The organism is Tenacibaculum sp. SSH1-16, assembly GCF_040104435.1.
Taxonomy (GTDB): Bacteria; Bacteroidota; Bacteroidia; order Flavobacteriales; family Flavobacteriaceae; genus Polaribacter; species Polaribacter mesophilus.
In genome coordinates this window covers 483,106-496,848 of the sequence record NZ_JBECOV010000001.1, presented here as the reverse complement: position 1 = coordinate 496,848, position 13,743 = coordinate 483,106, and the positions used below count along the sequence as shown (strand labels likewise).

The following is a 13,743-nucleotide window of genomic DNA, read 5'->3' as shown; positions in this document are numbered from 1 at the left end:
TACTAAAATTATAAATAAAAACCTGAATGTACATTCAGGTTTTTTTAGCCATTAACAGTAACAAAATACTAAAGAAATAGTTCTTATATTTACATCTTTATAACCCAAAAACATTTTAAAAATGGATTACGGAAAAGAGTTCGAAAAATACGCAACAAAACACCACGGAATAAATAGTAATTACTTAGGAAAAATAACAAGTAGCTTAACTCCATATATTATGGAAGAACGCCAAATGAACATTACTCAAATGGATGTTTTTTCTCGTTTAATGATGGATAGAATTATTTTTTTAGGTACTGGAATTAATGACCAAGTAGCCAATGTAATTCAAGCACAATTATTGTTTTTAGAAAGTGTAGATGCATCAAAAGATATTTCAATTTACATTAATTCACCAGGAGGTGGTGTATATGCTGGTTTGGGTATTTACGATACTATGCAATTTATTAAACCAGATGTAGCAACAATTTGTACAGGTATGGCTGCTTCAATGGGAGCTGTATTAATGTGTGCAGGAGAAAAAGGAAAGCGTTCAGCGTTACCACACTCTCGTATTATGATTCATCAGCCACTAGGTGGAGCACAAGGACAAGCATCTGATATTGAAATCACAGCTCGTGAAATTTTAAAATTAAAAGATGAGTTGTACGAAATCATAGCTAAGCACTCAGGTCAAACAGTAGAAAAAGTAAACAAAGATTCTGATAGAGATTATTGGATGAAGGCCGACGAAGCAAAAGCATACGGTATGGTAGACGAAATTTTAACTAGAAAATAATAAACAAGCTAATAGCACTGAGCTATTGGCAATAAGCTGATAAGATGTCGAAAGAAGAAAATTTACAATGTTCCTTTTGCGGGCGTAAAAAACCAGAAACCGATTTATTAATTGCTGGTTTAGATGCACATATATGTGATAAATGTATAGAGCAAGCCTATGGAATTGTAGAAGAGGAAATAGCTGAAGCTAAAACAAGCGATTTATCAAAAGATTTAACCTTGAAAAAGCCAAGAGAAATCAAAGCTTTTTTAGATGAATATATTATAGGGCAAGATCAAACCAAAAGAGCTATGTCTGTAGCTGTATACAATCATTATAAAAGATTGTTACAAACCAGAGATGATGAAGATGAGGTAGAGATAGAAAAATCGAACATTGTTTTAGTAGGAGAAACTGGAACAGGAAAAACCTTAGTGGCTCGTACAATTGCTAAAATGCTAAATGTACCATTTTCTATCGTAGATGCAACTGTATTAACACAAGCAGGTTATGTAGGAGAAGACGTAGAAAGTATTTTAAGTCGTTTGTTACAAGCAGCAGATTACGATGTTGAAAAAGCAGAAAGAGGTATAGTATTTATTGATGAGATAGATAAAATAGCTCGTAAAGGAGACAATCCATCAATTACACGAGATGTTTCTGGAGAAGGTGTGCAGCAAGCTTTATTAAAGTTATTAGAAGGAGCAGTTGTAAATGTGGCTCCTAAAGGAGGAAGAAAGCATCCAGAACAAAAGTTTATTGAAGTAAATACTAAAGATATTTTATTTATTGCAGGAGGAGCATTTTCTGGAATTGATAGATTTATTAGTAAGCGTTTAAATATGCAAGCAGTTGGTTATAGTGCTTCGGTAGAAGAAGATAAAATTGACCACGATAACTTATTGCAATACATTACACCTCTAGATTTAAAGTCTTTTGGTTTAATACCAGAAATCATTGGTCGTTTACCAGTATTGAGTTATATGAATCCGTTAGATGAAAAAACACTTAGAGCTATTTTAACAGAGCCTAAGAACTCAATAATCAAACAGTATACAAAACTGTTTGCAATGGATGATGTAACGTTTGAAATGACTGAAGATGCATTGCAATTTATTGTTGATAAAGCAGTAGAGTATAAACTAGGAGCTCGAGGATTACGTTCGTTATGTGAAGCTATTTTAACCGATGCGATGTTCGATATGCCAAGTTCTGAAGAAAAAGAATTTAAGGTAACAAAAGAATATGCTGAATCTAAACTAACAAAATCGGCATTAAAAAAATTAAGAGCAGCATCTTAAAAATATTAATTGAAAGAAATAAAAAAAGCCATCAAATTTGATGGCTTTTTTAGTACGTTTGAAACTAAATATGTTATTCTGTTTTATGAAGCTTACTATATTGCTGTATCCATTTAGTAATCTCTTCGTCTTTAATATCATATTTGTACATAAGATCTTCTTTTATCTGCTTTAAGTATGTTTCGTTTAATACGCTTTTTTCATATTCAGAAACAACCAATTTTATAAAGCTTTCGGCATACTTTTGTACAGGTTTTTTTATTTCCTTAGGCTTGTTTTCAGTAGTTTCTACTTTATTTTCTTCTTGTTCTACAACAATCTCTTCTTTTTTTGCTACCTTGTTATCAGAAACAGTACCATTACTGGTTGCATATGTAGTTTTTTCGTCTTTATACCATCCTTGAGGAATGTTAGCTAATTGCTTTTCACTAACAATTATAGTTTTAATTTTATTACCAGTAACATCCATACTTTCTAAATTAGGGCAGTTTGAAACGTCTAACGTAGTAAGTTGATTGTAACTTGCATATAAACTTTGAATGTTTGGGTTTTCACCAAGTATTAAAGAGGTTAATTTGTTATAATCACAACTTATGTAAGTTAAATTATGATTTTTGCTAACATCTAAACGTTCAATTTTATTTTCACTACAGTTTAAAAAACTAATAGAAGAGCTTTGTGATAAATCAATTTTAGTAATTTCATTGCCAAAACAATCTAAACGTCTTAAATTAGGAAAACTTTCTAAACCTGTTAAGTCTTTAATTTTAGAATATACATTAGGTAAATTTTTGTTTGTAACAGGGTCATTAACGTTTAAGTTCGTAACATATTCAGCGTCACTAATGGTAATACTTCCATTTAAACCGTTAGAATCAATTTTTAAGTTAATTAAACATTCTTCTAAGCCAATATCAGGAATACGAATTGTTTCTTGTGAGTATATGTTAAATGCCAAAAAGGTTGCAAAACAAGTTGATGTAATTATTTTCATTATTTGTATTTGGGGAAATTTTTGCCAAAATTATGTAATTATATGTTTTTAGCAAATTAAATTTGCCTAGAGTTTTGTAACAATAAAATAACTTTTAAAACTAGTAGTATATTTGTTTGCTGTATTTCTGTAGTATATGATAACCCAACAAACCATTGATAAAGTTTTTGAAAGCGCCCGAGTAGAAGAGGTGATAGGAGAATTCGTTCAGTTAAAAAAATCAGGAAGTAACTTTAAAGGGTTAAGTCCGTTTACAGACGAACGTACTCCTTCGTTTATGGTATCACCTGTAAAACAAATATGGAAAGATTTTAGTACGGGAAAAGGAGGGAATGCAATTTCATTTTTAATGGAACACGAGCATTATACCTATCCAGAAGCAATAAGGTGGTTAGCTAAAAAATACAATATTGAAATTGAAGAAACCGAGCAGTCTGATGAACAAAAACAGCAGATGAATGAGCGAGAAAGTATGTTCCTGGTTTCAAAATTTGCCAAAGACTACTTTCATGATGTATTAATGAATACACAAAACGGAAGAGCAATTGGGCTGTCTTATTTCAAAGAGAGAGGATTTAGAGAAGATACTATTGAAAAGTTTGATTTAGGGTATTGTAAAGACGAATGGGATAATTTTACCAAAGCAGCATTGGACAAAGGGTATGATTTAAAATATCTAAAATCTACAGGTTTAACGATTGTAAAAGAAGGAGGAGTAGAAGATAGAAAGTTCGACCGATTCAAAGGGCGTGTGATGTTTCCTATTCACAGTATGTCTGGTCGTATTTTAGGTTTTGGAGGTAGAATACTTACTAACGATAAAAAGGCCGCAAAATACCTCAATTCTCCTGAGAGTGATATCTATCATAAAAGTAAAATTCTTTACGGTCTATACCAAGCTAAAAAAGAAATAGCGAAAGAAGATAACTGCTTTTTAGTAGAAGGATATACTGATGTAATTTCATTTCATCAATCAGGAATTGAAAATGTCGTAGCCTCTTCTGGTACAGCATTAACACCCGATCAAATTCGTTTGGTAAATCGATTAACACAGAATATAACTGTGCTTTTTGATGGTGATGCAGCTGGAATTAGAGCCTCAATTCGAGGAATAGATTTAATTCTTGAGCAAGGAATGAACGTTAGGGTAGTAGCTTTTCCAGAAGGTGAAGACCCTGATAGTTTTGCTAAAGCGCATTCGAATGCTGAATTAAAACAATATTTAGAAGAAAAATCACAAGACTTTATAGAGTTCAAAGTTTCTTTATTAATGAAAGAAGCAGCGAATGATCCTGTAAAAAAAGCAGGTTTAATTCGAGATATAGTTACAAGTATTTCTAAAATTCCTGATGGTATTCAACGGGAAGTGTATGTGCAAGAGTGTGCACGTATTATGGACATTTCCGAGAGAGTATTATTTAGTGAGTTAGCCCAGTTGTTAAAAAAAGGAGCAACAGCAACGAGAAAGAGTAGTGCAGGGCAAGACCCTAACCAACCACCTTCAGAATACTTTCAAGAGCAAGGACAAGCTTCAATGGAAGCAATAAAAGGAGGAAAAGGGAAGTTGCAACACAATATCAACCAATTAAATATTCTTGAAAAAGAGGTTATTAGAATATTGTTGTTATACGGAAATGAAGTTGTTGATTTTGTAAACTGGGTAGATGCAGTTGATGAAAGAGGGCGTCCATTTTTAGAAAAAGAAGAATATCAAAATACGGTTTCAAATGAGTTGTACTTGAACTTACAAGAAGATGAAATAGAGTTTACCAACGAAATATTTCGATTAACCTACTATGAGTTAATTCATCAATTAAATCAAGATGAAAAAATTAAAGTAGATCATTTGGTAATGCACGAAAATCCACAAATATCTAGTTTAGTAACTAATATTTTGATGGATGAAGAAAAATATAATCTAAGTGATTGGGAACGCAAAGAGGTTTTTGTAACAGAAACCGTTAAAATTCTTCCAAAGTTGGTAACTGATGCTATTTTAAACTTGCGTAGAGTCTTAATTGAAGAAAAAATTAAAGAAATCCTACAAGAAAGCCAAGAGCAAAAAGCAGTGCCTAATCTAGAAGAAATAGGTAATTATACAGGGTTGAAAAAACGTCTTTTTGAAAAATTAAACCGTGTAATCTAAATATCACTTACTAAGAATAAAATTAATAGAAAAGTAAAATTATTTTATTATTTAAATTCTTTAGGAATTTCACATATAGGAATTGGAATCATTTTATGCTGATTAATTCGGTTGAGACGTGTATAAATTTTATATACTTCTAACTCTCTACCAGAAAAGTCATCCACAGTTTTACCAGCATCTTGCATTTCCATTGCCCATTCTAACTCGTCGTATGAAGCTCCTATTTGGTCTTCGTCTGTTCTACTATCACCAAATAAACCATCAGTAGGTTGTGCTTTTTGAATAGAAGAAGGAACATCTAAATATGCGGCCAATTCATATACTTCTGATTTTACTAAGTCAGCAATAGGACTTAAATCTACACCGCCATCACCGTATTTGGTATAAAACCCAACACCAAAATCCTCCACTTTGTTTCCAGTTCCTGCAACTAATAAACCGTGCAACCCAGCAAAATAGTATAAGGTTGTCATACGTAAACGAGCACGAGTGTTTGCTAAAGCTAAATCAACTTTAGGAGAAGACTCTATTGGAGGAACCACCGTTTTAAAATCTTCAAAAGTAGAGGTTAAGTTTACCTCTGCTTCACTCACATTGCTAAAACGTTCTTTTAATTGTTTTATGTGTTCATTAGCTCTGTTTACCTGACTTTTAGCTTGATGAATAGGTAACTCAACACACAACGTAGGTAAACCAGTTTTAGCACACAAAGTAGAGGTAACTGCACTATCAATACCACCAGAAATTCCTACAACAAAACCATTCACTTTTGCATTAGTAGCGTAATCTTTTAACCAATTTATAATGTGTTCAGCAACCTTAGGAGTATTCATTTTTGTGATATTTTAAGAGTTTACAGTTAAGAGGTAAAAACTAATTTAGTAATTTCGACGTTGTAATTTAGAATGTAAATATACTAAAGTTCATGAGAAAAATTTTAGCACTAGTTGTCTTAGTTTTTATAAGTTTTTCATGTAAAAACGAAGAAAGTAATAAGTTAGATGTTGATGTATCTAATATTAGTGTAAATGTCAATTTAGAACGTTTTGATGTTGACTTTTATACAACTAAAACAAACGAGCTTACTAAGACAAAAGAAAAGTACCCGATGCTTTTCCCTCCACAACCTGATAGTGTTTGGATAAATAAGATTAATAATAAAGATGAGCAAGAATTATTTGCTGAAACTCAAAAGGTTTTTTCTGATATCGAAGAAGAAAAGGAGCAATTAATATCATTGTTTAAGCATGTAAAATATTATAACCCAAGGTTTGTTAGTCCGAAAGTGATTACCATGCTAACAAATATTGATTATAATAACAGAATTGTATATACAGATAGTTTGTTGTTGGTTTCTTTAGATGCTTATTTAGGTGAAAAACATGAGTTTTATAATGATTATCCAGCTTATGTAAAACAAAATAATACTAAAAAGCACATCGTAGTTGACGTTGCCAAGGCTATAGTAGGTAAACAAATGCTACCTAGTATGGCAAGGAGTTTCATAGATAAAATGATTTATCGAGGAAAAAAAATGTATTTGCTAGATGCTTATTTACCTAACGTAGCCGATGCTGTAAAAATAGGGTATTCACAAAAAAAACTAGAGTGGGCAGAGAGTAATGAAGAACAAATATGGATGTATTTTATAGAAAAAGATTTGTTGTACAGTACTAGTAAAGATGTAGATAAACGCTTTTTAGATTTAGCTCCTTTTTCTAAGTTTTATATGGAAGAAGATAGTCAATCTCCAGGAAGAATAGGAGAGTGGATTGGTTGGCAAATCGTACGTTCGTACATGCAAAAGAATGATGTATCTTTGCATCAATTATTACAAACGAGTGAAGAGGAGATTTTCAAAAACTCAAGATATAAACCAAAAAGATAATGGCGATAGAACATACATCAAAAATAACATTTAAAGTAGGGTTAGACGAAAATAGAATTCCAGAAGAAATTACTTGGAATGCAGAAGACGGAGGTATAAAAGATGAAGCTTCAAAAGCAATTATGCTATCTGTTTGGGATCATAAACAAAAAGATACGTTACGTATGGATTTATGGACTAAAGATATGCCTGTAGATGAAATGAAGCAGTTTTTTCATCAAACCTTAGTGTCTATGGCAAACTCTTTTGAAAGAGCTACAAATGATGAAAAAATGAGTGCTACCATGCGCGATTTTTGCGACTACTTTGCTGAAAAGCTTGAGTTAATTCAGAAATAAAAAAAGCAGCTTTAAAAGCTGCTTTTTTTTATGCGTTGTAATTTTTTATCTTATTAATAATTGTTTCATAATCATTAGAATTGTTTACAAAATCTAAATCAGAAACATCAACAATTAGTATGTTTAAATCAGGTTGTGTTTTAATGAAATTACTGTAACCATCATGGATTTTTTGTAAATAACTTGCTTCTATATTTTGTTCGTAATCGCGCCCGCGTTTTTTAATGTTTTCTAATAAACGCTCAGTATTTTGATATAAGTACACATATAAATCAGGCTTTGTGATTTCTTTGTACATTAAATCAAACATTTTTCTGTACAATTTATACTCATCACTATGTAAAGTAATTTGAGCAAAAATAAGTGATTTAAAAATGTAGTAATCTGAAACAATAAAATTTTTAAATAAATCGAACTGTGCTAAATCATCAGAAAGCTGTTGGTAACGATCTGCTAAAAAACTCATTTCTAAAGGAAAAGCATAGCGTTCATTGTCGTTATAAAACTTTGGTAAAAACGGATTGTCCGCAAAACGTTCTAAGACAATTTTTGCATTAAATTCATCAGACATCATATTGGCTAATGATGTTTTTCCGGCACCAATATTACCTTCAATAGCTATATAATTATACTTTTCGGTAATAGGAATTGGCCTTTCTAATTTTACATCTAACTTGATAATTTCAGAAGTGTCTGCGCAGTTTTCTAAACAAATGTATAAATGCTTTTTTTCAATTGGATGAATAACATTACGAGCAATTTGAACCAAAGGAACTAAAGCAAATTTACGATCTAACATTCGTGGATGTGGAACAATTAAGGTTTTTGAAAATATAATTTCATCATCAAATAATAAAATATCCAAATCAATCAATCTGTCAGAATATTCTTCAGCATTTTTTCTAGTTCTTCCAAGCTCTTTCTCGATATAGAGTAACCTAAGTATTAATTGTTCAGGAGGTAAATATGTTGAAACTTTAATACAAGTGTTGTAAAAATTATTACTGTCAAATCCCCATGAAGCAGTTTCGTATACAGATGCTACTTTTAATACAGCACCTACTTTATCTGCAATTAAGTTAATTGCTTTCTGAATGTTAGTTAGCTTATCTCCTTGGTTGGTTCCTATAGAAATGTATGTGATTCGTTGTATTTTCATGAATGGGATGCAAAGAAAACTAAAACTAAAAAAAGAAAGGCTAAAAAAAGATTTTTATTTAAATAAATTTTTCAAAAAAAAAGTAGGGTATTTTATTTTTCAACTGTTGTAGTAATGGATTTCTTTATAGAGTAAGATTTTTATATGATTATTGGGGAATGATCTGAAATAACTCTAAAGTTAAAGGCTGCTAATTTTAGCAGCCTTTCTTTATTTAAAGAGGTGTATAAAAACAAAAAGCAACCTTATAAGGTTGCTTTTTTATATCTAAAGAATTTTATGATTCTTTTTTATCCTGTCTAGGTTTTCTATCGTCACGACGATTATCGCGATTACGATTATCTCTTCCTTTGTTGTTATCTCTAGGAGGTCTTGCTACATAACCTTCTGGTTTAGGTAATAAGGCTTTACGAGATACTTTTTCTTTACGTGTTTTTGGGTCAATTCCGAAGTATTTTACATCTAAAATATCTCCTAAATTAACAACGTCAGTTACGTTGTTTGTGCGTTCCCAAGCTAATTCGCTAACGTGTAATAAAACTTCATTTCCTGGAGCTTCAGTATATTCTACAACAGCACCAAAATCTAATAACTTCACTACTTTTACTTCATATACAGAACCTTTTTCAGGTTTAAACATCATTGAATCGATGCGAGCAATAACCTTATCAATTCCTTCTTGGTTTGTTCCCAAAATCTCAACGATACCTTCTTCAGTAACAGGGTCTTCGTTAATAACAATCGTAGTTTCTGTTTCTTTTTGTAACTCTTGGATGTGTTTTCCACCCGGACCAATAAATGCTCCAATTAAGTCGTTAGGAATTACTCTATTTACCATTTTAGGTGCATGAGATTTAACATCATCATTTGGAGTAGCGATAGTATCCGTTAATTTTTCTAAGATATGTAAACGACCATCACGAGCTTGTTTTAAAGCTTTTACTAAGATTTCATATGACAATCCTTTAATCTTAATATCCATTTGACAAGCTGTAATACCATCAGCAGTACCAGTTACTTTAAAGTCCATGTCTCCTAAGTGATCTTCATCTCCTAAAATATCAGATAAAACTGCATAACGATCACCATCAGAAATTAACCCCATTGCAATACCAGAAACTGGTTTTTTCATTTGAACTCCTGCGTCCATCAGTGCCATTGTACCCGAACAAACAGTAGCCATTGAAGAAGAACCATTAGATTCTAATACTTCAGATACTATACGAACTGTATAAGGGCAATCTTCAGGAATCATTCCTTTTAAAGCTCTTTGAGCTAGGTTACCATGACCAATTTCACGGCGAGAAGTTCCTCTTAAAGGGCGTGCTTCTCCAGTTGAAAAAGGAGGGAAGTTATAGTGTAAGTAGAATTTCTCTTCTCCTTGCATTGTTGGAGAATCTACCATGTTTGCATCTCTAGAAGTACCTAAAGTTACTGTAGCTAATGCTTGAGTTTCTCCACGTGTAAAGATTGATGAACCATGAGTTCTTGGTAAGTAATCTACCTCACACCAAATAGGTCTAATATCAGTAGTGGTACGTCCGTCTAAACGTAAACCTTCATTTAAAGTTAAATCTCTAACAGCAGCTTTGTGTGCTTTACTAAAATATTTTCCTACTAAATCACCGTATTCTTCTAATTCTTCTTCGGTGAACATTGCAATAACCTCTTCTTTAACTTCAGAAAAAGCTAATCCTCTTTCTTGTTTAGAAGTTCCTTTTTTAGCAATGTCATAACATTTTTGGTAAGCTGCATCATGAATTTTTTGTGCTAACTCTTCGTCTTCAGCTTCTCCTTCATACTCACGAGTTTCTTTTTTACCAAAAGCTTCTGCCAATGCTACCTGAGCATCACATTGTACTTTAATAGCTTCGTGTGCCACACGGATTGCTTCTGCCATTTCTTCTTCAGAAACTTCATCCATTTCTCCTTCAACCATTGCAACAAAGTCATTAGAAGCTCCAACCATTAAGTCGATATCCGCTTTAGCTAATTGAGTAGCACTAGGGTTGATAATGAATTCACCATTAATACGCGCAACACGCACTTCCGAAATTGGTGCTTCAAAAGGGATGTCTGATAATTGAATTGCAGCAGAGGCAGCTAAACCAGCTAAGGCATCTGGCATTACTTCTTCATCATGAGACATTAATTGAATCATTACCTGAGTTTCTGCGTGGTAATCTTTTGGGAATAGTGGACGCAATACACGGTCTACTAAACGCATTGTTAAAATCTCCTCATTTGAAGGACGTGCTTCACGCTTCATAAATCCACCAGGGTAACGACCTGCAGCTGCAAATTTTTCACGGTAATCTACCGTTAATGGTAAAAAGTCAATACCTGGATTTGCAGTTCTTGCTGATACAACTGTTGCTAATAACATTGTATCTCCCATTCTTACAACAACAGAACCATCTGCTTGTTTTGCTAATTTTCCTGTTTCTAATGTGATGGTTCTTCCATCTCCAAGTTCTATTACTTGGTTAAATACTTTTGGAATCATAAATTAATTCTTCTAAATTTTAATTCGTTTTTGTTTGTTGTTGTGTTGTTGTTGCTCCAATGGAAAATCAAAATTGTTGTTAGTAATTTTGAGCTTTTTATATATAAATTTCTGTTTGTTAGTCAGAAATAAACTTTATGTAAAAATAAAAAAGAGGCACGTTTATAGAGCCTCTTTTCTTGTAGAATTATTTTCTAATTCCTAATTCTTTAATAATCGCACGATATCTATTAATCTCTTTTTTCTTTAGATAATCTAATAAGCTTCTACGCTTACCTACCATACGTACTAACGAGCGTTCTGTGTTAAAATCTTTACGATTTTTCTTTAAGTGCTCAGTTAAGTGGTTAATTCTGTGCGTAAATAACGCGATTTGACCTTCTGCAGTACCAGTATCATTTGCTCCTTTACCGTGTTTTGCGAAGATTTGTTCTTTAACTTCTTTTGTTAAATACATGCCAATATTATTTAAATGATTATTATGTACTCAATGCATTTACATTGAAGATGCAAATGTACGATTATTTTTTTGAATGGTAACGAAAAAGTTAGAAAGCAAAAAAGCTAGCAATCGCTAGCTTTTTTGTTATGCTCTTACAGGTTGATTTTGTATTAAATCTAAATACAAGTTTACCTGTTTTTTTAAGTCTTTTCGTTCGTAAATACCATCTAAGAAACCGTGTTCTAATAAAAATTCAGAACGTTGGAAGCCTTCTGGTAAATCTTTACCAGTAGTGTCTTTTACTACACGAGGTCCCGCAAATCCAATTAAAGCATTTGGTTCAGCAATGTTTATATCTCCTAACATGGCAAATGAAGCTGTGGTTCCTCCAGTAGTTGGATCGGTACATAAAGATATGTATGGAATTTTAGCCTCTGCTAATTGCGCTAGCTTTGCAGAAGTTTTAGCTAATTGCATTAAAGAAAGTAAAGCCTCTTGCATACGAGCTCCTCCTGATTTAGAAATCATTAAGAAAGGAATATTGTTTTTGATAGAATAATCAATAGCTCTTGCTATTTTTTCACCAACAACACTTCCCATAGATCCACCAATAAAAGCAAAATCCATTGAAGCAATTACTAAATCTTTTCCCATTGATTTACCAACAGCAGCACGAGCAGCATCTTTTAATCCTGTTTTCTTCTGAGCAGCTTTTAGTTTTTCAGGGTACTTTTTAGTATCCTCAAATTTTAATGGGTCTTTAGCAGATAATTTTGGATCAAGTTCTGTGAACTTATTATCGTCAAAAAATATTTCAAAATATTCTTTACTCCCTATACGTACATGATATCCATCTTCTGGACTTACGTATAAATTTTTTTTAAGTTCGTCTGTGTCAATTATCTTTCCGCTTGGGGTTTTATACCACAAGCCTTTTGGTGTGTCTTTTTTTTCTTCTGTTGGGGTTTGAATCCCTTTGTCTGTACGTTTAAACCAAGCCATAATTTAGTTTTTTAATCTTTAGTTGTTTGGTTTTTCTTTTTTCAAAGAATTTTATAATGTGTTTACATTATTTAGGTCTTCAAAAGCTTTCTTTAATCTAGCTTTAAAAGTTTGTTCTCCTTCACGTAACCATTTACGAGGGTCATAATGTTTTTTGTTAGGAATATCATCTCCTTCAGGGTTACCGATTTGAGATTGCAAATATGCAGATTTTTCTTTCATATAATCACGAACACCTTCGGTAAATGCATATTGCAAATCAGTATCGATATTCATTTTTATAACTCCGTAACTAATTGCTTCACGAATTTCTTCTAAAGTAGAACCAGATCCTCCGTGGAAAACAAAGTCGATTGTGTTATGAGGAACGTTATATTTTTCTGAAATATGTTCTTGTGAGTTCTTTAAAATTTTTGGAGTTAATTTTACGTTTCCTGGTTTATATACTCCGTGAACATTTCCGAAGGCAGCAGCAATAGTAAATTGTGGACTAACTTTCATTAATTCTTCATAAGCATAGGCTACTTCTTCTGGTTGTGTGTATAATTTAGAGCTATCAACATCTGTATTATCAACACCGTCTTCTTCACCTCCAGTAATTCCTAATTCGATTTCTAAAGTCATTCCCATTTTACTCATACGAGCAAGGTATTCTTTACAAATTTCAATATTTTCTTCTATTGGTTCTTCACTTAAGTCAATCATGTGAGAACTGTATAGAGGTTTTCCTGTTTCTTTATAAAATTGCTCACTAGCATCTAATAAACCATCAATCCAAGGTAATAATTTTTTTGCAGCATGGTCGGTGTGTAAAATAACAGGAATACCATATGCTTCAGCTAATAAGTGTATATGCTTAGCGCCAGCTACTGCACCAGCAATAGCAGCTTTTTCATTATCGTTTGATAAGCCTTTACCTGCATTGAATTGAGCACCTCCATTAGAGAACTGGATTATTACAGGCGAGTTAAGTTCTTTAGCTGTTTCTAAAACCGTATTAATTGTGTTTGATCCTACAACATTAACAGCAGGTAAAGCAAAACCTTTTTGTTTTGCTAATTTAAAAATTGCTTGAACTTCTTTTCCGGTGGCAACTCCAGGTTTAATCATTTTTTATTTTGTTTAGTAGTGTGTTACTTAGTTTAAGGAACAAATCTACACTTTTTTATACAAGTTGCGATAAATTTTTATTAGAAAGTAC

12 protein-coding genes are annotated in these 13,743 nt (G+C 32.3%); 5 read left to right on the top strand and 7 right to left on the bottom strand.

The annotated features are described in order from the left end of the window. Positions 1–121 precede the first annotated feature (121 nt). Together clpP and clpX are read left to right on the top strand one after the other, a co-directional pair. Positions 122–781, top strand: a complete 660-nt coding sequence (gene clpP / locus ABMY20_RS02375) for an ATP-dependent Clp endopeptidase proteolytic subunit ClpP (RefSeq protein WP_047788620.1) — start codon at positions 122–124, stop codon at positions 779–781. Between the two features lie 44 nt (positions 782–825). Next, positions 826–2,064, top strand: coding sequence for an ATP-dependent Clp protease ATP-binding subunit ClpX (clpX, locus tag ABMY20_RS02370; RefSeq protein ID WP_047788619.1), 1,239 nt, complete (start codon positions 826–828; stop codon positions 2,062–2,064). Between the two features lie 73 nt (positions 2,065–2,137). Here the strand turns inward: clpX and ABMY20_RS02365 are convergent, their stop codons facing one another. After that, positions 2,138–3,058: a hypothetical protein gene (locus tag ABMY20_RS02365; RefSeq protein WP_349264545.1), complete on the bottom strand. Its 921-nt coding sequence runs from the start codon at positions 3,056–3,058 to the stop codon at positions 2,138–2,140. Positions 3,059–3,194: 136 nt separating this feature from the next. On the opposite strand from ABMY20_RS02365, the gene dnaG reads away from it, so the two are divergent. Beyond that, complete coding sequence (gene dnaG / locus ABMY20_RS02360) at positions 3,195–5,204, top strand: DNA primase (RefSeq protein ID WP_349264544.1); 2,010 nt, start codon at positions 3,195–3,197, stop codon at positions 5,202–5,204. A gap of 47 nt (positions 5,205–5,251) precedes the next feature. On the opposite strand, the gene nadE is transcribed toward dnaG, so the two are convergent. Beyond that, entirely contained in the window at positions 5,252–6,040 is a 789-nt protein-coding gene (nadE, locus tag ABMY20_RS02355; RefSeq protein ID WP_047788616.1) for an NAD(+) synthase, read from the bottom strand. 92 nt (positions 6,041–6,132) lie between these two features. Here nadE and gldB point away from each other — a divergent pair, with 92 nt between their 5' ends. Then, positions 6,133–7,095 (top strand): gliding motility lipoprotein GldB, encoded by a 963-nt coding sequence (gene gldB / locus ABMY20_RS02350; RefSeq protein WP_349264543.1) that lies wholly within the window; start codon positions 6,133–6,135, stop codon positions 7,093–7,095. Then, on the top strand, positions 7,095–7,433 hold the full coding sequence (gldC, locus tag ABMY20_RS02345; protein WP_047788614.1) for a gliding motility protein GldC: 339 nt from the start codon (positions 7,095–7,097) through the stop codon (positions 7,431–7,433). The genes gldB and gldC overlap by 1 nt, the downstream gene beginning before the upstream one ends. Positions 7,434–7,461: 28 nt before the next feature. Here gldC and folK read toward each other — a convergent pair whose 3' ends face one another. The 5 genes from folK to fbaA form a co-directional block, all read right to left on the bottom strand. Then, complete coding sequence (folK, locus tag ABMY20_RS02340; RefSeq protein WP_349264542.1) at positions 7,462–8,592, bottom strand: 2-amino-4-hydroxy-6-hydroxymethyldihydropteridine diphosphokinase; 1,131 nt, start codon at positions 8,590–8,592, stop codon at positions 7,462–7,464. A 277-nt stretch (positions 8,593–8,869) separates the two neighbouring features. Further along, positions 8,870–11,098, bottom strand: a complete 2,229-nt coding sequence (locus ABMY20_RS02335; protein ID WP_349264541.1) for a polyribonucleotide nucleotidyltransferase — start codon at positions 11,096–11,098, stop codon at positions 8,870–8,872. Between the two features lie 187 nt (positions 11,099–11,285). Beyond that, positions 11,286–11,555: a 30S ribosomal protein S15 gene (gene rpsO, locus ABMY20_RS02330; RefSeq protein WP_047788611.1), complete on the bottom strand. Its 270-nt coding sequence runs from the start codon at positions 11,553–11,555 to the stop codon at positions 11,286–11,288. A gap of 129 nt (positions 11,556–11,684) precedes the next feature. Continuing rightward, a complete protein-coding gene (gene accD / locus ABMY20_RS02325; protein WP_047788610.1) occupies positions 11,685–12,542 on the bottom strand; it encodes an acetyl-CoA carboxylase, carboxyltransferase subunit beta in 858 nt (285 codons plus the stop codon). Between the two features lie 51 nt (positions 12,543–12,593). Continuing rightward, a complete protein-coding gene (gene fbaA, locus ABMY20_RS02320; protein WP_047788609.1) occupies positions 12,594–13,652 on the bottom strand; it encodes a class II fructose-bisphosphate aldolase in 1,059 nt (352 codons plus the stop codon). Positions 13,653–13,743: the final 91 nt, after the last annotated feature.